This is a genomic window from Pseudomonas sp. 21LCFQ02 (assembly GCF_024129895.2).
Taxonomy (GTDB): Bacteria; Pseudomonadota; Gammaproteobacteria; order Pseudomonadales; family Pseudomonadaceae; genus Aquipseudomonas.
Genome location: NZ_CM178749.1, coordinates 2600466 through 2618983 on the forward strand (window position 1 = coordinate 2600466; position 18518 = coordinate 2618983).

The following is an 18518-nucleotide window of genomic DNA, read 5'->3' on the forward strand; positions in this document are numbered from 1 at the left end:
GCCGGCAGTGAACGACCAACAGAATTTTTGACTAGTTGTACGCCGACAAGCTTGCCGCTTGAAGCTTACAGCTTGGAGCTTGAATGCAATGAGCCACCAATCCGATTTGATCAGCGAAGACATCCTCGCTTATCTGGCGCAGCACGAGCGTAAAGAGCTGCTGCGTTTCCTTACCTGCGGTAACGTCGATGACGGCAAGAGCACCCTGATCGGGCGTCTGCTGCACGACTCCAAGATGATCTACGAAGACCATCTGGAAGCCATCACCCGCGATTCGAAGAAGGTCGGCACCACCGGCGAAGAAATCGACCTGGCGCTGCTGGTCGACGGTCTGCAGGCCGAGCGCGAGCAGGGCATTACCATCGATGTGGCCTACCGCTACTTCTCGACTGCCAAGCGCAAGTTCATCATTGCCGACACCCCGGGCCACGAGCAGTACACCCGCAACATGGCCACCGGTGCCTCGACCTGCGACCTGGCGATCATTCTGGTCGACGCCCGTTACGGCGTGCAGACCCAGACCCGCCGCCACAGCTACATTGCCTCGTTGCTGGGCATCAAGCACATCGTGGTCGCGATCAACAAGATGGACCTCAAGGGCTTCGACGAGCAGGTTTTCGAGTCGATCAAGGCCGACTACCTGAAGTTCGCCGAGGCGATCAACCTGACCCCGAGCAGCCTGCACTTCGTGCCGATGTCGGCGCTCAAGGGCGACAACGTGGTCAACCGCAGCGAGCGTTCGCCGTGGTACACCGGCCCCGCGCTGATGGAAATCCTCGAAACCGTCGAGGTGGCCGCCGACCGCAACTTCACCGACCTGCGTTTCCCGGTGCAGTACGTCAACCGTCCGAACCTGAATTTCCGTGGCTTTGCCGGCACCCTGGCCAGCGGCATCGTGCACAAGGGTGACGAAGTCGTGGTGCTGCCGTCGGGCAAGAGCAGCCGGGTCAAGTCCATCGTCACCTATGAAGGCGAGCTGGAGCAGGCCGGTCCCGGCCAGGCCGTGACCCTGACCATGGAAGACGAAATCGACATCTCGCGTGGCGACCTGCTGGTGCATGCCGACAACGTGCCGCCGGTCACCGACCAGTTCGACGCGATGCTGGTCTGGATGTCCGAAGAGCCGATGCTGCCGGGCAAGAAATATGACATCAAGCGCGCTACCAGCTACGTGCCGGGCTCGATTGCCAGCATCACCCACAAGGTCGATGTGAACACCCTTGAGCACGGCGCCGCCAGTGCGCTGCAGCTCAACGAGATCGGCCGGGTCAAGGTTGCCCTCGATGCCTCCATCGCCTTGGACGGTTACGAAAGCAACCGCACCACCGGTGCCTTCATCGTTATCGATCGCCTGACCAATGGCACTGTTGGTGCCGGCATGATCATCGCGCAACCGGTGTTGCCACACGGTGGTAATGGCCAGCACGGCAAGCAGGCTCACGTTTCTACTGAAGAGCGCGCCCTGCGTCTGGGCCAGCAGCCTGCCACTGTTTTGTTCAGCGGCCTTTCGGGCGCCGGCAAAAGCACTCTGGCCTATGCCGTGGAGCGCAAGCTGTTCGACATGGGCCGTTCGGTCTACGTGCTCGATGGTCAGAACCTGCGTCATGACTTGAACAAAGGACTGCCGCAGGACCGTGCCGGACGTACCGAGAACTGGCGTCGTGCCGCCCATGTGGCGCGCCAGTTCAACGAAGCCGGCCTGCTGACCCTGGCCGCGTTCGTTGCGCCGGATGCCGAAGGTCGCGAGCAGGCCAAGGCGTTGATCGGCAAAGAGCGTCTGGTGACGGTCTACGTGCAGGCTTCGCCAAGCGCCTGCCGTGAGCGTGACCCGCAGGGTTTGTATGCTGCCAATGGCGATAACATCCCGGGCGAGTCCTTCCCGTACGACGTGCCGCTGGACGCCGATCTGGTGATCGATACCCAGCGCGTGAGTGTGGAGGAGGGCGTCAAGCTGGTACTGGACGTGCTGCGTAGCCGCGGCGCGATCTGATGCCCTATTGAGGCCAGGTGAGAGGCTCTGCTGGCGAAGACTGTGGTACCTCCACCATTGATTCGCCAGCTGGCCACTCCCATCGTATCGCTGAAACGGCACCAAAGAAAAAGCCCCCGGCCTTGCGGCGCGGGGGCTTTTTCATAACGGCGTACAGGTTACTTTTTCAAACCGTAATGCTCATCCAGCATGCCAGGGGAGTTTGGCGATTTGGGTGCGTAGTCTTTGGGCGCTTCGGTATCGCGTGGCGGAGTCAGCCGATCGCGTGGTGCGTGATGCGCCTCTGGGTGCATGGCGGCCAGCAGACGTTGACGGGTCAGCTCGTCCAGCGCCAGGCGGTTGGCGCCTTCAGCGAGGTGCTCCTGGACTTCCTGATACTGCTGGGTCAGCTTCTGAACCAGATTAGCCGTGCTGTTGAAGTGAGTGACCACCTCGTTCTGATAGGTATCGAAACGCTCCTGAACCTCATCCAGCTGACGCTGGGTGCTGTTCGGAACGGTGTTGGGCAGCAGACGTGCGACCAGGAAACCAATGACGACACCGGCAACCAGGGCAAGAGTCGGCAACAACCAAACTAAGAGCGAGTGTTCCACGAGTCCTTCCTCTATAAACGGCTTTGCATTACGTTAACGGCTGGAACCTGCGCTGTATAGCCGCGACGCGTCGCCGATATGCCAGGCACAGACAATCAGTTAGACGAGTTTACCCATTTCGGGGTCACGGAGTTCTTCACCGCTATGCGCGAAACCCCTGTTTTCATTGACGGCCCGCAGGGCCAGCTCGAAGCACTTTATCAGGACCTGCCCGATGCGAAAGGTGTGGCGCTGATTTGCCATCCCAACCCGGTGCAGGGCGGCACCATGCTCAACAAGGTGGTTGCCACCTTGCAACGTGCTGCCCGCGATGCCGGCTTGAGCACCTTGCGCTTCAATTATCGTGGAGTGGGCGCCAGCGCCGGCACTTCAGTCGCTGGCACCGAGGAAGTCGACGATGCCCGCGCCGCCGCTCGCTGGCTGCGCACGCAGCAGCCTGAGCTGCCGCTCACCGTGTTTGGTTTCTCTTTTGGTGGGTATGTCGCCGGATCGCTGTGCGGCGAGCTGGAGGCCCGTGGCGAGGCTCTGGAACATGTGTTTCTGATCGCACCGGCGGTGTCGCGCTTCAAGGATCACGACGCCCTGCCGCAGCAGGCGCCGCTGACCGTTATCCAGCCTGACGCCGATGAAGTCATTGCGCCTGCGCTGGTGTATGACTGGTCGGCCGTGTTGCCGCGCCCTCATGAGCTGCTGAAAGTGGCAGAATGCGGACACTTCTTCCACGGCAAGCTGACGGATCTGAAGGATCTGGTCATGCCCCGGCTCTCGAATTGATGCACTTCACTGATTAAGCGACCTGCCATGACCACTCGTATCCTGACCGGTATCACCACCACCGGCACTCCTCATCTGGGCAACTATGCCGGCGCGATTCGTCCGGCGGTTGTCGCCAGCCGCCAGCCTGGCGCCGATTCGTTCTACTTCCTGGCCGACTATCATGCCCTGATCAAGTGCGACGACCCGCAGCGCATCCAGCGTTCGCGCCTGGAGATCGCCGCCACCTGGCTGGCAGCCGGTCTGGACCCTGAGCGGGTGACTTTCTATCGGCAGTCGGACATCCCGGAAATCCCCGAGCTGACCTGGCTGCTGACCTGTGTCGCGGGCAAGGGCCTGCTCAACCGTGCTCACGCCTACAAGGCGTCGGTCGACAAGAACGTCGAAAGCGGCGAAGACCCCGATGCCGGTGTGACCATGGGCCTGTTCAGTTATCCGGTGCTGATGGCGGCCGACATCCTGATGTTCAATGCGCACAAGATTCCGGTCGGTCGTGACCAGATCCAGCATGTGGAAATGGCCCGCGACATCGCCCAGCGTTTTAACCACCTGTTTGGCAACGGCAAGGATTTTTTCGCCTTGCCTGAGGCGCAGATCGAAGAAACGGTGGCCACCTTGCCAGGCCTGGACGGGCGCAAGATGTCCAAGAGCTACGACAACACCATCCCGCTGTTCAGCAGCGCCAAGGACCTCAAGGACGCCATCTCGCGCATCGTTACCGACTCGCGGGCGCCGGGCGAGGCCAAAGACCCTGACAACTCGCACCTGTTTACCCTGTATCAGGCGTTTTCCACCGCCGAGCAGAGCGCAGCGTTCCGTAGTGAACTGCTCGAAGGCCTGGGCTGGGGCGAGGCCAAGAGCCGTCTGTTCAATCTGCTCGAGGAGCAGTTGAGCGAACCGCGGGAGATTTACCAGGGCTTGATCGCCCGGCCTGCCGACCTGGAAGACATTCTGCTGGCGGGCGCGCAAAAGGCCCGTCGCACTGCCACGCCATTCCTTGAAACCCTGCGTGAAGCCGTGGGCCTGCGTTCGTTCCGTTCGGTGCAGCAGAGCGCCGACAGCGGTAAGAAAAAGGCCGTCAAGGCGGCACGCTTCGTGAGTTTCCGCGAGGACGACGGCAGTTTCCGTTTCCGCCTGCTGGCCGCTGACGGTGAGCAATTGCTGTTGTCTCGCGCTTTTGCCGACGGCAAGGCGGCCGGTGCGGTCAGCAAACAGCTGCAACAGGGCGGCGCGCTGGATATCCGTGCCGAGGCCGACCGTTTCAGCCTGTGGCTGGACGACGCCTGTGTGGCTGACAGCCCGGTGTTCAAGGATACCGTGGCCCGCGATGCGGCCATCGAAACCCTCAAGTCGGCGTTGGCTCCTCAACAGGACTGATTGCCATTCCTCGGGGCCGTCGCTAAAGTGGCGGCCCGCTTTTATTGCCCTGCTGACCAATTATGACGCCCCTGGAACGATATCAAGCCGATCTGAAACGCCCGGACTTCTTTCATGATGCCGCTCAGGAAAACGCTGTGCGTCACCTGCAGCGCCTGTACGACGATTTGATTGCCGCCCAGAACAGCAAGCCCGGCCTGTTCGGCAAGCTGTTCGGCAAGAAAGAGCCGGAGATTGTCAAAGGCCTGTATTTCTGGGGCGGTGTAGGTCGGGGCAAGACCTATCTGGTCGACACCTTCTTCGACGCGCTGCCGTTCGAGCAGAAGATGCGCACGCACTTTCACCGCTTCATGAAGCGCGTGCACGACGAGATGAAGACCCTCAAGGGTGAGAAGAACCCGCTGACCGTGATCGCCAAGCGTTTCTCGGAAGAAGCGCGGATTATCTGCTTCGATGAATTCTTCGTGTCTGACATTACCGATGCCATGATTCTTGGCACATTGATGGAAGAACTGTTCAAAAATGGCGTTTCGCTGGTGGCGACCTCCAACATCGTGCCAGACGGTCTGTACAAGGACGGTCTGCAACGGGCGCGTTTCCTGCCGGCCATCGCGCTGATCAAGCAGCATACCGAGGTGGTCAACGTTGATAGTGGCGTGGACTATCGTTTGCGTCATCTGGAGCAGGCCGAGCTGTTTCACTTCCCGCTCGACGAGGCTGCAGAGCAGAGCCTGCGCGCCAGCTTCAAGGCGTTGACACCCGACTGTGCACAGACCGTCGAAAACGACGTGCTGATGATCGAAAACCGCGAAATCCGCGCCCTGCGTACCTGTGACGATGTCGCCTGGTTTAACTTCCGTGATCTGTGTGACGGCCCGCGCAGCCAGAACGACTACATCGAACTGGGCAAGATCTTCCACGCCGTGCTGCTCAGCGATGTGGAGCAGATGAGCGTGACCACCGACGACATCGCCCGGCGTTTCATCAACATGGTCGACGAATTCTACGATCGCAACGTCAAGCTGATCATCTCGGCCGAAGTCGAGCTCAAGGACCTGTACTCCGGTGGTCGCCTGAACTTCGAATTCCAGCGCACCCTCAGCCGCCTGCTGGAGATGCAGTCCCACGAATTCCTGGCGCGGGCGCACAAGCCCTGAAAGCAGTCGCAAGCTTCAAGCGGTAAGCTGCAAGAAGGAGCAAGAGCCGCACACGGTCTGCCTTGTTTCTTCTTGCAGCTTGAAGCTTACCGCTTGTAGCTGCTTCTACGCCGCCTGCTGGAATTGCTGGCGATACTGGTTCGGTGAAAGCTCTGTGTGCTGGCGAAACAGGCGGGCGAAGAAACTGGCGTCGTCGTAGCCCACTTCGTAGCTGATGGTCTTGATGCTCTTGCGCGTGGCCGAGAGCAGTCCTTTGGCTGTTTCGATGCGTAGCCGTTGCAGGTAGTGCAGCGGTTTGTCGCCTGTGGCTCCCTGAAAGCGGCGCATGAAATTGCGAATGCTCATGCCGTGTTCGCGGGCCACGTCCTCGAAACGGAACTTGTCGGCGAAGTGTTCTTCGAGCCAGTGCTGGATTTGCAGGATGATCATGTCCTGGTGCAGCTTCTGGCCGCCAAAGCCGATCCGCCCTGGCGAATAATTGCGCCGTACCTCATACAGGATGTCGCGGGCCACGGCCTGGGCCACGTTGGCACCGCAAAACCGCTCGATCAGGTAGATGTACAGATCGCACGCCGAAGTGCTGCCGCCTGCGCAATACAGGTTGTCAGCATCAATGATGTGTTTGTCCTGATTGAGCAGCACTTTCGGAAATCGCTCGGTGAACTCATTGAAGAACCGCCAGTAAGTGGTCGCTTCCTTGCCGTCGAGCAGGCCGCTGGCCGCCAGCCAGAACACACCGCTGGCTTCGGCGCACAATACTGCGCCTCTGGCATGTTGTTCGCGCAGCCATGGCAGCACCTGCGGATAGCGCTGGCAAAGTGCATCGAAGTCATCCCAGAAGGCGGGCAGTACAATGATGTCGCTGGACTCCAGGCCGCCGTCGACCGGCAGCATGACATCGCTGAAGCTGTTGACGGGCTGGCCGTCGGGGCTGACCAGGCGGATTTCGAAGGCAGGCTTGATGCCGTGGCCCAATTGTTTGCTGTAGCGCAGGCTGGCCAGATGGAAGAAATCCTTGGCCTGCATCAGGGTTGAGGCGAACACCCGGTCAATCGCCAGGATGCTCACACGCCGCAATACGGCGCAGGGTTGTATCGGCATGATCTTTGTTCTTATAGGTAATAGTGGTCAAACAACGGCTGGATCGTCTTATGTTTTGCCGGTCCTGTCCAGCCTGAAGGATCCCCTGTAACAATAACCATCAAGGCTCTGGCCCGCCGCTCATGTCCGGTGGTGAGGACAGGACGAAATTCCGGTTGAGCTTCTTGTTGCAGCCTGTATAATTCGCCACCTCTTGGTTGCGGGAGTGATGCCCCGTCGCTAAAGAATCTGCCGTATGCGGACGCGCTGACCCGAGCCCCCGATAGCGTCTGTTTCCGGCTGACTCCGGCTGGCCTGTTTGGCTTGTCAGAGAATGCACTATTCAGTAAGCTCCGCCGTCTATTTTTTTCAGGCGGCCCCTGAGGCTATAAAGAATGAAAACTTTTACTGCTAAACCGGAAACAGTTAAGCGCGACTGGTTCGTCGTCGACGCTGCTGGCCAGACCCTGGGTCGTCTGGCCACCGAAATCGCGAGCCGTCTGCGTGGCAAGCACAAACCGGAATACACTCCGCACGTTGACACTGGCGACTACATCGTCGTGATCAATGCCGAGCAGATCCGTGTTACTGGTGCCAAGTCTTCCGACAAGATCTACTACTCTCACTCCGGTTTCCCGGGCGGGATCAAATCGATCAACTTCGAAAAGCTGATCGACAAGGCTCCTGAGCGCGTGATCGAGACCGCGGTTAAGGGCATGCTGCCTAAGAACCCGCTGGGTCGCGACATGTACCGTAAGCTGAAAGTCTATGCGGGCGCTGTTCACCCTCATACTGCTCAGCAGCCCCAAGAACTGAAGTTTTAACGGAATAGTTGATTATGTCGGCGACTCAAAATTACGGCACTGGCCGTCGCAAGACCGCAACCGCTCGCGTTTTCCTGCGTCCGGGCACTGGTAACATCTCGATCAACAACCGTTCGCTGGACGTGTTCTTTGGCCGTGAAACTGCCCGCATGGTAGTTCGCCAGCCACTGGAACTGACCGAGACGACCGAGAAATTCGACATCTACGTCACCGTTATCGGTGGCGGCGTAAGTGGCCAGGCTGGCGCAATCCGCCACGGTATCACTCGCGCCCTGATGCAATACGACGAGTCGCTGCGCAGCTCCCTGCGTAAAGCCGGCTTCGTTACTCGCGACGCCCGTGAAGTTGAGCGTAAGAAAGTCGGTCTGCGTAAAGCGCGTAAGCGTCCGCAGTACTCGAAGCGTTAATTCGCTTTTACGCCTCAAAAAGAACGCCCGCTTCTTCGGAAGCCGGGCGTTTTTTTATGCCCCTCATTTATCTGTGTGGCAAATCGCCTCATTGTTGTAAGTCAATGTTTACAGCTATTCCTACCTTTTGAGGGGTCTTAAGACCTTGTTGACAGAAGGGGCTTTATTTACCATCCCGGCCACTTGGCAATGACTAGATTTTATCGTGCAGGTCTCTGATCAATCAGAGGCTGCAGTGGACGGGAGAGGGCGGAATGAGCAATGACGGCGTCAATCCAGGCCGGCGTCGCTTCCTGGTTGCAGCGACTTCGGTAGTCGGGGCAGCAGGGGCGGTAGGGGCTGCGGTCCCGTTCGTGGGGTCGTGGTTTCCCAGTGCCAAGGCCAAGGCCGCAGGTGCACCGGTGAAGGTCAATATCGGCAAGATCGAGCCGGGGCAGCAGATGGTCGCCGAATGGCGCGGTCAGCCGGTGTTCATTCTGCGCCGAACGCCGCAGATCCTCGCTGAGTTGAGCAAGCGTACTGCGCAGCTGTCGGACCCTGAGTCCAGGGCTTCGGTGCAGCCCGGATATGTCGACCAGGCGTTGCGCTCGATCAAACCGGAAATACTCCTGCTGGTCGGTCTGTGTACCCATCTGGGGTGCTCGCCGACCTTTCGTCCCGAAGTGGCGCCAGCCGACCTGGGTGCTGACTGGGTGGGCGGTTACTTCTGCCCCTGCCACGGGTCGCGCTACGACCTGGCTGGGCGGGTCTACAAGGCGCAGCCTGCACCATTGAATCTGCCGGTGCCGCCGCACAGCTACGAGTCCGAGACGGTCATTGTCATCGGCGTCGATCAGGAGAAAGCGTGATGAGCAAATTCATGGCATGGATCGATGCGCGGTTCCCGGCAACCCGGATGTGGGAAGAGCATCTAAGCAAGTATTACGCACCCAAGAATTTCAACTTTTTCTATTTCTTCGGCTCGCTGGCGTTGCTGGTGCTGGTCAACCAACTGGCCACCGGTGTCTGGTTGACCATGAACTACACGCCGACCGCCGAAGATGCCTTCGCGTCTGTCGAGTACATCATGCGTGATGTGGAGTACGGCGCCATCCTGCGTTTGCTGCACTCCACCGGGGCTTCGGCATTCTTTATCGTGGTCTACCTGCACATGTTTCGCGGCCTGCTGTACGGCTCTTACCAGAAGCCTCGTGAGCTGGTGTGGATCTTCGGTATGTTCATCTACCTGGCGCTGATGGCAGAGGCGTTCATGGGCTATCTGTTGCCCTGGGGGCAGATGTCCTACTGGGGGGCGCAGGTGATCATCTCGCTGTTCGGTGCCATTCCTTTTATCGGCGACGCGCTGACCGAGTGGATTCGTGGCGATTATCTGATCTCCGGCATCACCCTCAACCGCTTCTTCGCCTTGCACGTGGTGGCCCTGCCGATCGTGATTCTCGGCCTGGTGGTCCTGCATATCCTGGCGCTGCATGAAGTCGGTTCGAACAATCCTGACGGCATCGATATCAAGAAGCTCAAGGACGAGAACGGCGTTCCGCTGGACGGTATCCCGTTCCATCCGTATTACACGGTCAAGGATATCGTTGGCGTTGCGGTGTTTCTCTTTGTGTTCTGCACCATTGTGTTCTTCTTTCCGGAAATGGGCGGTTACTTCCTGGAAAAGCCCAATTTCGAAGCGGCCAATCCGTTCAAGACTCCGGAGCATATTGCGCCGGTCTGGTACTTCACGCCATTCTACGCAATCTTGCGCGCGATCCCGGACAAGCTCATGGGCGTTATGGCAATGGGCGCTGCGATTGCTGTGCTGTTTGTCCTGCCGTGGCTGGACCGCAGCCCGGTGCGTTCGATGCGTTACAAGGGCTGGCTGAGCCGGGTTTGGCTGGCGGTGTTCTGCGTGGCGTTTGTGACGCTGGGGGTGCTGGGGGTGTTGTCGCCTACCCCGGGGCGCACATTGCTGTCGCAGATCTGCACCTTCCTGTACTTCGCGTATTTCATTCTGATGCCGTTCTATACCCGGCTCGAAAAAACCAAACCGGTTCCAGAGAGGGTGACAGGCTGATGAAAAAGCTATTCGCTGTATTGATGCTGGCTTGCCTGCCCATGCTGGCTCTGGCGGCCGGAGCGGGTCTAAAGCTGGAGCCGGTCGACATCGACGTCTCCGACAAGGCTGCGCTGCAGGACGGTGCGCGCACGTTCGTCAACTACTGCATGGGCTGTCATGGGGCCAAGTATCAGCGCTATGAGCGTGTGGCGGACGATCTGGGTATCGCGCACGAAACCATGTTGCAGATGCTGGTGTTTACCGGTGCCAAGATCGGTGACCATATGAAAAGCAGCATGCGCGCCGAAGACGCCAAGGCCTGGTTCGGCGCCGAGCCGCCCGACCTGACCCTGGTGGCGCGGGTGCGCGGTACCGATTGGCTATATAACTACTTGCGCTCGTTCCATGAAGACCCGTCGCGACCTATGGGGGTCAACAATCGGGTATTCCCTAATGTCGGTATGCCCAATGTGCTGGCCGGTCTGCAAGGGCGTCAAGTTATCGGTTGCAAGCAGGTGGCGCTGGAAGTGGACGGCAAGAAGCAATATGACCCGTTGAGTGGTTCACCGCTGACCCATGAGGCATGTGATCAACTGACCGTGATTGCGGGCACGGGCAGTCTCAATCCGGAGCAGTTCGATGAGAAAGTCCGCAATCTGGTGACGTTCCTGGCCTACTCGGCCAACCCTGTGAAGCTTGAGCATCAGCGGATTGGCACCTGGGTGTTGCTGTATCTGGCGTTCTTCTTCGTGTTTGCCTGGCTGCTCAAGCGCGAATACTGGAAAGACGTTCACTAGGAGCTGTTGCCGTTTCATCACAACCGCGCCGAGGTCTGTTTTGTCGGCCTGCATAGGCTTCATCTGTTGGAGTAAGTGCGACAAAACAGCCACGGCCCTGCGCGTTGCGCCCCAAATCGCGCCATGCTGCGTTGAAGGATTTGAAAAGGGAGTGACCATTTCCTGTCTCCTTCGCCTCGCCTGACACGATTTGGGGCTGCAACGCGGCCTGCGCTGAAACAGCAACAGCCCCTGGCCGGCCGTTTTTGCACCAACGCACGCGCCTTTGCTTGTCTGTGTTAAGAGAATCGCCGCAGTGCGGGTATAGTAGCGGGCCAGGATTGCAGATTTGCCATCGGTAAATAAGCTATCTTGTGGCCCGCAACTGTTGCCTGCCGCTGACGATCAGCAACTCAGGCATTGCGGGGCGCGTTTGCATTTGTATTACATAAATTTCTACAAGCGAGGAGGATCACCATGGGCGTGACCAATCGGTTGGCCTGTTATTCCGACCCCGCCGACCACTATTCCCATCGCGTACGTATCGTGCTCGCCGAGAAGGGCGTTGCTGCCGAGATCATCGATGTGGTGGCTGACCGGCTGCCTGCGCAATTGATCGAGGTGAATCCTTACGGCAGCCTGCCGACTCTGGTCGATCGGGACCTGGCGTTGTACGAGCCGACGGTGGTGATGGAGTATCTGGAAGAGCGTTATCCGCATCCGCCCTTGATGCCGGTCTATCCGGTGGCCAGAGCCAATACCCGGTTGCTGGCCCACCGGATCCAGCGTGACTGGTGTGCGCTGGTGGATCTGATCCTGAATCCGCGTAGCAAGGAAGGCGAGCGGGTACAGGCGCGCAAGGAACTGCGCGAGAGTCTGACAGGTGTCTCTGTGTTGTTTGCCGAGAAACCTTTTTTTCTCAGTGACGAGCAAAGTCTCGTCGATTGCTGTCTACTGCCCATACTCTGGCGTTTGCCGATATTGGGTATTGAATTGCCGCGGCACGCCAAGCCGTTGCTCGATTACATGGAGCGCCAGTTCGCGCGCGAAGCATTTCAGGCAAGCCTGTCTGCTGCTGAACGTGAAATGCGCTAAGGCTTAAGGAGCCGTTGATGAACTCCAGTCGCCCTTATCTGATTCGTGCTCTTTACGAGTGGATTGTAGATAACGATTGCACCCCGCATATCCTGGTCAATGCCGAGTATCCGTCGGTGCAGGTCCCCCAGGGCTTTGCCAATGATGGCCAGATCGTCCTGAATGTCTCCCCCAGCGCCGTGCGGCAGATGCACATGGACAACGACGCAGTCAGCTTTGAAGGCCGCTTTGGTGGTGTTCCACATACCCTGTATGTGCCTGTCGGCGCGATTCTGGGTATCTATGCCCGGGAGAATGGACAGGGTATGGTCTTTGACATGGAGCCGGCTCTGGAAGAGCGTGATGTCGAAGAGATCGAAATGGATGAAGAGACTTCCCCCCCTGACAGCGAGCCGCCACGCCCCAGCGGCAGGCCAAGCCTGAAAGTGGTGAAATAAAAAAAAGGCGATCCGGTGGATCGCCTTTTTTATCTCTGTGCGCAGCCAGGGTCTGTTGCCGTTTCAGCGGTTGTGATGAAACGGCAACAGACCCCAATATCAGTCGATGTATTCGAAGAGTTTGACGATCTTTTGCACGCCCGCCACACCTTGAACCAGATTGGTGGCACGGTTGGCTTCCTGTTGGGTGACAAGGCCCAGCAAGTAGACGATGCCGTTCTCGGTCACGACCTTGATACGTGAGCCGGGAATCGAGTTGTCGGTGAGCATCTGGCTCTTGATCTTGGTGGTCAGCCAGGTGTCGTTCTGGCGCGCCAGAAACGATGACGGTGCAATCACCTGCAGCTCGTTATTGACCTTCTTGACCCGTTGCACCGAAGCGGCGGCCTGTTCGGCGATGGTCTTGAGTTCGGCACGTGGCGTCTGGCCAGCCAGCAGCACGATGCCGTTATAGCTGGTGACGACAATGTGCGAGCCTTCGGCCAGGTCCGGGTGGGCCTTGGAAATGTTGACGGCTGCTTTGGTCTCGATCAGCGAGTCATCAATCTTGCTGCCAAGGGTGCGCGTGCCCCGATCATCGTTGATCGGCTCGTCGCGGGTGGCGGTCAGCACCGAGCTGCAGCCGCCAAGGCCCAGGCACAGGGCCAGAAATACCAGGCTGAGACGATTAGGGGTCATTCTTCACTCCCGAACAATTGGCTGTCGATCAGATCGCAGAGGCAGTGGATCGCCAGCAGGTGGACTTCTTGAATTCGTGCGGTGACTTTCGCCGGTACGCGGATTTCCACGTCCTCGGGCAGCAGCAGCGAAGCAACATCGCCGCCGTCGTGTCCAGTCAATGCTACGACAATCATTTCGCGATCATGTGCGGCCTGGATCGCCTGAATAATGTTCGCCGAGTTGCCACTGGTGGAAATGGCCAGCAATACATCGCCAGGCTGACCCAGGGCGCGGATCTGTTTGGAAAACACCTCGTTGAAGCTGTAATCGTTGGCAATCGAGGTAATGGTCGAGGCGTCAGTGGTCAGGGCGATGGCGGGAAGGCTCGGACGCTCCCGTTCGAAGCGGTTAAGCAACTCCGAAGAAAAGTGCTGGGCATCGCCCGCCGAGCCGCCGTTGCCGCACGCCAGCATCTTGCCCTCGTTGAGCAGGGCATTGACCATGACCTGGCTGGCCAGCTCGATGTGCGGGGCAAGCACTTCCATCGCCTGCTGCTTGGTGTCGATGCTGGCCTGGAAGAGCCGGCGAATACGGGATTGCATGTCCATCAGGAGTGACCTTGGTTAGAGCATAAGCGGTTGTTCGGCGCTTTGCGGAGGGTTCCGCCGGCTGCCGGCACAACGAGTGTGCAGCCCGCATAACAAGAGCAAAAAACGGTGTCGGGTGGTACTGGCATTCGAAAGCAACAGCAGGCATGCGCTTCAGCTGTCGAATGCGCTTTTGAGCCAGTTCAGTGGAGTGGCACTTTCGGGCTCTCCATCAACGGCCACTACATCAAAGCGGCAAGGATGGTCGGCCCAGTGTGGTTCTTGCTGCAGGAACAACTGCGCGGTTGCGACGAGTTTTTTCTGCTTGCGCGCGTCGACACTCTCCAGCGCGCTACCCCAGCCACGTTGGCGGCGATAGCGTACTTCGACGAATACTACTGTAGAGCCATCAAGCATGACCAGATCAAGCTCGCCGCGTCGGCAGGACCAGTTGCGTGTAATCAATTGCAGGCCCTGCTGCTGCAGGTGCTGCAGGGCGAAGGTTTCGGCCTCGTGCCCTGCAGTGCTACTGCCTGATTTCAAGGCGCGGTGTCCGGCAGGCGCTGGACTTCGCCGTTGACGAACTCTGCCCACGGCAGTTGACGTTCGATGCGGCGGTTGGCATTCAGGCTCAGGCTGCCGGACAAGCCGTCCAGGCGGCTGTCGGGCAGCGCCTTGAGCTGGGTCAGGCGTGGTGCCAGGCGATAGGCATCGACGCCCATCGCATACAGGCGGCCCAGGCTGCTGGCGGCTTGCGGCCACTGAGTGACGACCTGCTGACGCAGCGGGTCATTGGCATTGAGCATCCATGGGGTGTCACAGAAGCGTACCCCGTTGAGGTCGTTGTACTGGGCGCGATCATTGCTGTTGGTGAACAGTTGCGAAGTCGCATAGACCGGTACGTCGCCTGCGTACTGGAAAACCATGGTCGGTTTGATCTGCTGGGCTTGTTGCGGGGTGGCGACCAGGAACATGAAGTCGATGTCCTGGCGACGCGACGGTTGTGCAGCCACCTGGGCGCCGGTCGCAGCCTGCAGGCGCTGGGCGCGGCCTTCGCTGGAGCGCAGCTGGAACATGTCGGCGATCTGGCGGGCCAGATCCACCGGCTGGTCGATGCGTTCCACTGCCAGCAGGGTGCCGCCCTTGGCGCGCCAACTGTTGTTGAATGCCGCCAGGACGCGATCGCCCCATTCACCTTTCGGAACCATGGCCACGGCGGTGCGCTTGCCTTCTGACCAGGCGCGGCGTGCCACTTCACGGGCTTCGTCTTCTGCGGCCAGGCCGAACTGGAACAGTTCTTGAGGACCGGCGGTGGCGCTGTCGCTGTAGTTCAGGGCCAGCGTGGAAATCGGCAATTGCGGGCGGGCACTGAGTTGCTTGACCAGTTCTTTTTCAAGGGGGCCGACCACCAGTTGCACGCCGGCGGCCTGGGCCTGACGGTAGAACTCATCCATCGAGGTGACGCGCGAGCTGTCGAACACCTGGATCGCTGGCGGGTTCTGACCGGCTTGCTGAGCCTGGTAATGCGCCGCCAGGAAACCTTCGCGCAGCGCTTTGGCCACATTGGCCAGCGGACCTTCCTGCGGCAGCAGCAGGGCGATGCGGGTCAGGGGTACGCTGGTCAGCGAACGCAGTTGTGCCAGTGCAGCTGGCAGTTGCTGTGCAGCAGGGTGCTGAGGGTTCTGGGCTTTCCAGCTATCGATCGCCGCCTGTTGCTGTTCCAGAGTGCCGGCGCTTTTGATCGCGCGGGCCAGGTTCAGCCAGCCGCTCAGGTCATCATTGCCGGTGCCTTGCAACTGCTCGGCGGGCAGGGCTGAAACCAGTTTCCAGATAGCATCGTTGTTGGCGCTCGCCTCATTGCCTTGCAGCAAGGGGCCTGCAAAGACCCGCTCACGGGCTGCTGGCAGGATCTGGCCATCGAGTTCCAGTGCGCGGGCATGGACCTGGTGGGTGCGGATCTGCTGTTCTACCGAGAGTTCTGCCAGGCGCTGCAGGCTAGGGTGCGACAGGGCTTCAAGGGCTGCCTTGGGCTGGTTGCGCCCCAGCGCCAGTTCTGCCGACAGCGTGCTGGCCAGAACCTGCAGCCCCGGCGGCAACTGGTCGATCTGGACCTGGGCCAGCAACTGTGCGGCACGGCCCGGGTTGCCCTGACGATTGGCAAGCTCTGCGGCGCTCAAGCGCAGCGTGGCCGCTTTGTCCGGTGTCTTGGCATTGGCCGCCTGTTCCAGCAACTGCTCAATGCTGGCGTCGGGGGTGCGAGGGAGTTCACCAAGGTTTGATGATGGTGAACCGGCGCAAGCTGCCAGCAGGGCGGCAAGGCAGAGGGCAGAGAACAGCCGCAGACTAGCGATCATGTATATGTTCCTGGTACTCAAGCAAATTAGCGGGGAATTGTACCCAACCACTGGCCGGGGTGCGACTTTAGGGTGCCTCTAAAAACTACCTGCGTTGCCATCACTGCGTTGAGAACAGGCTCGCAATGCTCATTGAGCGTTGTAAAGTCGTACGCGACTCCGACCATTGCGAGCCTGTTTTGCCTTGCGCTGGCTGCCTCGCCTACGGTTCAGGAGGCGCTCTGTAGTCTGTACAATGCCTTCTTTTTATAAATGTCTGGAGTCATGAGTATGAGGTTCGCGTTTTGACTGTCGCGCCCGCTTCGAATTCCGCCACCGGTTCGCTTTATGTCGTGGCTACCCCTATCGGCAATCTGGACGACATGAGCGTGCGGGCACTGAAGGTCCTGCGCGACGTCGCACTTATCGCTGCCGAGGATACCCGGCATTCATTGCGCTTGATGCAACACTTTGGCATAGCGACACCACTGGCGGCCTGTCATGAGCATAACGAGCGTAATGAAGGTAGTCGCTTTATCGAGCGCTTACTGGCGGGCGACGATGTTGCGCTGATTTCCGATGCGGGCACGCCGTTGATTTCCGATCCGGGCTACCATCTGGTCCGGCAGGCGCGTGCGGCAGGAATCAAGGTGGTCCCGGTACCAGGCGCTTGCGCGTTGATTGCGGCGCTATCGGCGGCCGGCTTGCCCTCGGACCGGTTCATCTTCGAAGGCTTTCTGCCAGCGAAGGCGGTGGGGCGCAAATCCAGGCTTGAGCAATTGCGTGAAGAGCCGCGGACCTTGATCTTTTATGAGGCGCCGCACCGGATCCTGGAGTGTCTGCAGGACATGGAAGCGGTGTTTGGCGAAGAGCGGCCAGCCGTGCTGGCTCGTGAGTTGACCAAGACCTTCGAGACCCTCAAGGGTCTGCCGCTGGCGCAGTTGCGATCGTTTGTCGAGGCTGACAGCAACCAGCAGCGCGGTGAGTGCGTTGTTTTGGTCGCCGGCTGGAGCGTAGCGCAGGAAGATGATGCGATCAGCGCCGAGGCGCGTCGGGTTCTTGATTTGCTCTTGCAGGATTTACCGGTCAAACGCGCTGCCGCGTTGGCAGCGGAAATTACCGGTGTGCGTAAGAATCTGCTCTATCAACTGGCGCTGGATAAACAGAAACAATAAGGCGTTTTTATTACAGGCACGTTCAACTACAAGCTTTTAAGGCTTGTTCTTGAACGCTTGTGCCGTTAACCTTGGCGCCGGAGAGTCGATTGGACAGTCGCTGCCTCTTGTTGTTCCGCAACAAGGGGGGGAGGAAAGTCCGGGCTCCATAGGGCGGAGTGCCAGGTAACGCCTGGGAGGCGCGAGCCTACGGAAAGTGCCACAGAAAATAACCGCCTAAGCACTTCGGTGCCGGTAAGGGTGAAAAGGTGCGGTAAGAGCGCACCGCACGTCTGGCAACAGTACGTGGCTAGGTAAACCCCACTCGGAGCAAGACCAAATAGGGTTCCAAGGCGTGGCCCGCGCTGGAACCGGGTAGGTTGCTAAAGACGTCCAGTGATGGCCGTCGTAGAGGAATGACTGTCCTCGACAGAACCCGGCTTACAGATCGACTCTCCACCTCCCACCTCCTTCTTTTTTCAGCTGCTTTGGGCAGTAGTGAACCCGTTCGAAATTTCAAAAAAATCTTAAACTTCATAAATCACTTTAAGTTTGATTCCTATCTCCATGACAGGCATCGCCTTGTTCATGTCCGGCTGCTCTGAAATTATCTGTTTCCCTCCTGTATCACTCCTAAATTGCCGTTATGTAAGGGTTTTCCTTCAGGTCGTGCCTTGACGGTGTGGTGGGCGCGTTCCTATAGTGTGCGCAAGTGGCAGAAAGTGGCACGAAGTGGGTTTTTCCAGCGCAAGAATATAGAATTCGGAGACTGCGCCTGTGTTCCGTGGTGCCAACGCGATCAATCTCGACGCCAAAGGTCGTCTCGCTATGCCGAGCCGGTATCGCGACGAGTTGGATTCGCGCAGTGGTGGCCAGTTGATAGTAACCATTGATGCCATAGATCCCTGCTTGTGCATTTATCCGCTGTCCGAGTGGGAACTGATTGAGGCGAAGCTGCGAGAGCTCGCCACCTTTCGTGAAGAAAACCGCCGTTTGCAGCGGCTATTGATTGGTAATGCGGTCGATCTTGAACTCGACGGCAGTGGACGTTTTCTGGTGCCGCCACGACTGCGCGACTACGCCAAGTTGGATAAGCGCGTGATGTTAGTTGGCCAGCTAAACAAGTTTCAATTGTGGGACGAGGACGCCTGGAACGCTCTTGCTGATGCGGACCTGGCGGCTATTCAACAACCCGGCGCGATGCCCGACGATTTACGTGACCTGATCCTGTGA

Annotated in this window: 19 protein-coding genes and 1 other RNA gene; 14 read left to right on the forward strand and 6 right to left on the reverse strand. The window is 59.0% G+C overall.

Annotated features, from left to right (window positions below; translation table 11 throughout):
• The first annotated feature begins 88 nt into the window (after window positions 1–88).
• On the forward strand, window positions 89–1990 hold the full coding sequence (cysN, locus tag NJC40_RS11540) for a sulfate adenylyltransferase subunit CysN (RefSeq protein WP_045487932.1): 1902 nt from the start codon (window positions 89–91) through the stop codon (window positions 1988–1990).
• Window positions 1991–2148: 158 nt separating this feature from the next.
• Here cysN and NJC40_RS11545 read toward each other — a convergent pair whose 3' ends face one another.
• Window positions 2149–2583, reverse strand: coding sequence for a Z-ring associated ZapG family protein (locus NJC40_RS11545; protein ID WP_045487934.1), 435 nt, complete (start codon window positions 2581–2583; stop codon window positions 2149–2151).
• A gap of 144 nt (window positions 2584–2727) precedes the next feature.
• Between NJC40_RS11545 and NJC40_RS11550 the strand changes: the two genes are divergently transcribed.
• The 3 genes from NJC40_RS11550 to zapE all read left to right on the forward strand — a co-directional run bounded on the left by NJC40_RS11550 (window position 2728) and on the right by zapE (window position 5891).
• On the forward strand, window positions 2728–3357 hold the full coding sequence (locus tag NJC40_RS11550) for an alpha/beta hydrolase (RefSeq protein WP_253139316.1): 630 nt from the start codon (window positions 2728–2730) through the stop codon (window positions 3355–3357).
• A gap of 27 nt (window positions 3358–3384) precedes the next feature.
• Complete coding sequence (locus NJC40_RS11555) at window positions 3385–4734, forward strand: tryptophan--tRNA ligase (protein WP_253139313.1); 1350 nt, start codon at window positions 3385–3387, stop codon at window positions 4732–4734.
• Window positions 4735–4796: 62 nt separating this feature from the next.
• Entirely contained in the window at window positions 4797–5891 is a 1095-nt protein-coding gene (gene zapE, locus NJC40_RS11560) for a cell division protein ZapE (protein WP_045487938.1), read from the forward strand.
• A 105-nt stretch (window positions 5892–5996) separates the two neighbouring features.
• Here zapE and NJC40_RS11565 read toward each other — a convergent pair whose 3' ends face one another.
• Window positions 5997–6893 carry a GlxA family transcriptional regulator gene (locus NJC40_RS11565; protein ID WP_162484354.1) on the reverse strand — a complete coding sequence of 299 codons (897 nt, stop codon included), beginning with the start codon at window positions 6891–6893 and terminating at the stop codon, window positions 5997–5999.
• A gap of 473 nt (window positions 6894–7366) precedes the next feature.
• Here NJC40_RS11565 and rplM point away from each other — a divergent pair, with 473 nt between their 5' ends.
• The 7 genes from rplM to NJC40_RS11600 all read left to right on the forward strand — a co-directional run bounded on the left by rplM (window position 7367) and on the right by NJC40_RS11600 (window position 12551).
• Window positions 7367–7795, forward strand: a complete 429-nt coding sequence (rplM, locus tag NJC40_RS11570; RefSeq protein WP_045487943.1) for a 50S ribosomal protein L13 — start codon at window positions 7367–7369, stop codon at window positions 7793–7795.
• A 14-nt stretch (window positions 7796–7809) separates the two neighbouring features.
• Window positions 7810–8202 (forward strand): 30S ribosomal protein S9, encoded by a 393-nt coding sequence (gene rpsI, locus NJC40_RS11575; RefSeq protein ID WP_045487946.1) that lies wholly within the window; start codon window positions 7810–7812, stop codon window positions 8200–8202.
• Window positions 8203–8456: 254 nt separating this feature from the next.
• Window positions 8457–9050: a ubiquinol-cytochrome c reductase iron-sulfur subunit gene (gene petA, locus NJC40_RS11580; protein ID WP_045487949.1), complete on the forward strand. Its 594-nt coding sequence runs from the start codon at window positions 8457–8459 to the stop codon at window positions 9048–9050.
• A complete protein-coding gene (locus NJC40_RS11585) occupies window positions 9050–10261 on the forward strand; it encodes a cytochrome b (protein WP_045487951.1) in 1212 nt (403 codons plus the stop codon). The genes petA and NJC40_RS11585 overlap by 1 nt, the downstream gene beginning before the upstream one ends.
• Entirely contained in the window at window positions 10261–11040 is a 780-nt protein-coding gene (locus NJC40_RS11590) for a cytochrome c1 (protein WP_253139310.1), read from the forward strand. Before NJC40_RS11585 ends, NJC40_RS11590 begins: the two co-directional genes overlap by 1 nt.
• A gap of 456 nt (window positions 11041–11496) precedes the next feature.
• A complete protein-coding gene (locus NJC40_RS11595; RefSeq protein WP_045487957.1) occupies window positions 11497–12114 on the forward strand; it encodes a glutathione S-transferase N-terminal domain-containing protein in 618 nt (205 codons plus the stop codon).
• 17 nt (window positions 12115–12131) lie between these two features.
• A complete protein-coding gene (locus NJC40_RS11600) occupies window positions 12132–12551 on the forward strand; it encodes a ClpXP protease specificity-enhancing factor (RefSeq protein ID WP_045487960.1) in 420 nt (139 codons plus the stop codon).
• A gap of 99 nt (window positions 12552–12650) precedes the next feature.
• Here the strand turns inward: NJC40_RS11600 and NJC40_RS11605 are convergent, their stop codons facing one another.
• The 4 genes from NJC40_RS11605 to NJC40_RS11620 form a co-directional block, all read right to left on the reverse strand.
• Window positions 12651–13229, reverse strand: a complete 579-nt coding sequence (locus NJC40_RS11605; protein ID WP_045487963.1) for a BON domain-containing protein — start codon at window positions 13227–13229, stop codon at window positions 12651–12653.
• Window positions 13226–13819 carry a phosphoheptose isomerase gene (locus NJC40_RS11610; RefSeq protein ID WP_253139307.1) on the reverse strand — a complete coding sequence of 198 codons (594 nt, stop codon included), beginning with the start codon at window positions 13817–13819 and terminating at the stop codon, window positions 13226–13228. The genes NJC40_RS11605 and NJC40_RS11610 overlap by 4 nt, the downstream gene beginning before the upstream one ends.
• A gap of 153 nt (window positions 13820–13972) precedes the next feature.
• Window positions 13973–14341, reverse strand: coding sequence for a YraN family protein (locus NJC40_RS11615; protein WP_253139304.1), 369 nt, complete (start codon window positions 14339–14341; stop codon window positions 13973–13975).
• A complete protein-coding gene (locus NJC40_RS11620; protein WP_045487971.1) occupies window positions 14338–16152 on the reverse strand; it encodes a penicillin-binding protein activator in 1815 nt (604 codons plus the stop codon). Before NJC40_RS11620 ends, NJC40_RS11615 begins: the two co-directional genes overlap by 4 nt.
• 362 nt (window positions 16153–16514) lie before the next feature.
• Between NJC40_RS11620 and rsmI the strand changes: the two genes are divergently transcribed.
• The 3 genes from rsmI (at window position 16515) to mraZ (ending at window position 18518) form a co-directional block, all read left to right on the forward strand.
• Window positions 16515–17306: a 16S rRNA (cytidine(1402)-2'-O)-methyltransferase gene (gene rsmI, locus NJC40_RS11625; RefSeq protein ID WP_231906591.1), complete on the forward strand. Its 792-nt coding sequence runs from the start codon at window positions 16515–16517 to the stop codon at window positions 17304–17306.
• Window positions 17307–17387: 81 nt separating this feature from the next.
• An RNA gene (gene rnpB / locus NJC40_RS11630) (RNase P RNA component class A) lies at window positions 17388–17745 on the forward strand.
• 317 nt (window positions 17746–18062) lie between these two features.
• Complete coding sequence (mraZ, locus tag NJC40_RS11635; protein ID WP_045487977.1) at window positions 18063–18518, forward strand: division/cell wall cluster transcriptional repressor MraZ; 456 nt, start codon at window positions 18063–18065, stop codon at window positions 18516–18518.

Excerpts from the sequence above, each read along its gene's own strand:
- cysN (WP_045487932.1), top strand. The coding sequence starts at position 89 with ATGAGCCACCAATCCGATTTGATCAGCGAAGACATCCTCGCTTATCTG.
- NJC40_RS11550 (WP_253139316.1), top strand. The coding sequence starts at position 2,728 with ATGCGCGAAACCCCTGTTTTCATTGACGGCCCGCAGGGCCAGCTCGAA.
- NJC40_RS11555 (WP_253139313.1), top strand. The coding sequence starts at position 3,385 with ATGACCACTCGTATCCTGACCGGTATCACCACCACCGGCACTCCTCAT.
- zapE (WP_045487938.1), top strand. The coding sequence starts at position 4,797 with ATGACGCCCCTGGAACGATATCAAGCCGATCTGAAACGCCCGGACTTC.
- rplM (WP_045487943.1), top strand. The coding sequence starts at position 7,367 with ATGAAAACTTTTACTGCTAAACCGGAAACAGTTAAGCGCGACTGGTTC.
- rpsI (WP_045487946.1), top strand. The coding sequence starts at position 7,810 with ATGTCGGCGACTCAAAATTACGGCACTGGCCGTCGCAAGACCGCAACC.
- petA (WP_045487949.1), top strand. The coding sequence starts at position 8,457 with ATGAGCAATGACGGCGTCAATCCAGGCCGGCGTCGCTTCCTGGTTGCA.
- NJC40_RS11585 (WP_045487951.1), top strand. The coding sequence starts at position 9,050 with ATGAGCAAATTCATGGCATGGATCGATGCGCGGTTCCCGGCAACCCGG.
- NJC40_RS11590 (WP_253139310.1), top strand. The coding sequence starts at position 10,261 with ATGAAAAAGCTATTCGCTGTATTGATGCTGGCTTGCCTGCCCATGCTG.
- NJC40_RS11595 (WP_045487957.1), top strand. The coding sequence starts at position 11,497 with ATGGGCGTGACCAATCGGTTGGCCTGTTATTCCGACCCCGCCGACCAC.
- NJC40_RS11600 (WP_045487960.1), top strand. The coding sequence starts at position 12,132 with ATGAACTCCAGTCGCCCTTATCTGATTCGTGCTCTTTACGAGTGGATT.
- NJC40_RS11605 (WP_045487963.1), bottom strand. The coding sequence starts at position 13,229 with ATGACCCCTAATCGTCTCAGCCTGGTATTTCTGGCCCTGTGCCTGGGC.
- NJC40_RS11610 (WP_253139307.1), bottom strand. The coding sequence starts at position 13,819 with ATGGACATGCAATCCCGTATTCGCCGGCTCTTCCAGGCCAGCATCGAC.
- NJC40_RS11620 (WP_045487971.1), bottom strand. The coding sequence starts at position 16,152 with ATGATCGCTAGTCTGCGGCTGTTCTCTGCCCTCTGCCTTGCCGCCCTG.
- rsmI (WP_231906591.1), top strand. The coding sequence starts at position 16,515 with ATGAGCGTGCGGGCACTGAAGGTCCTGCGCGACGTCGCACTTATCGCT.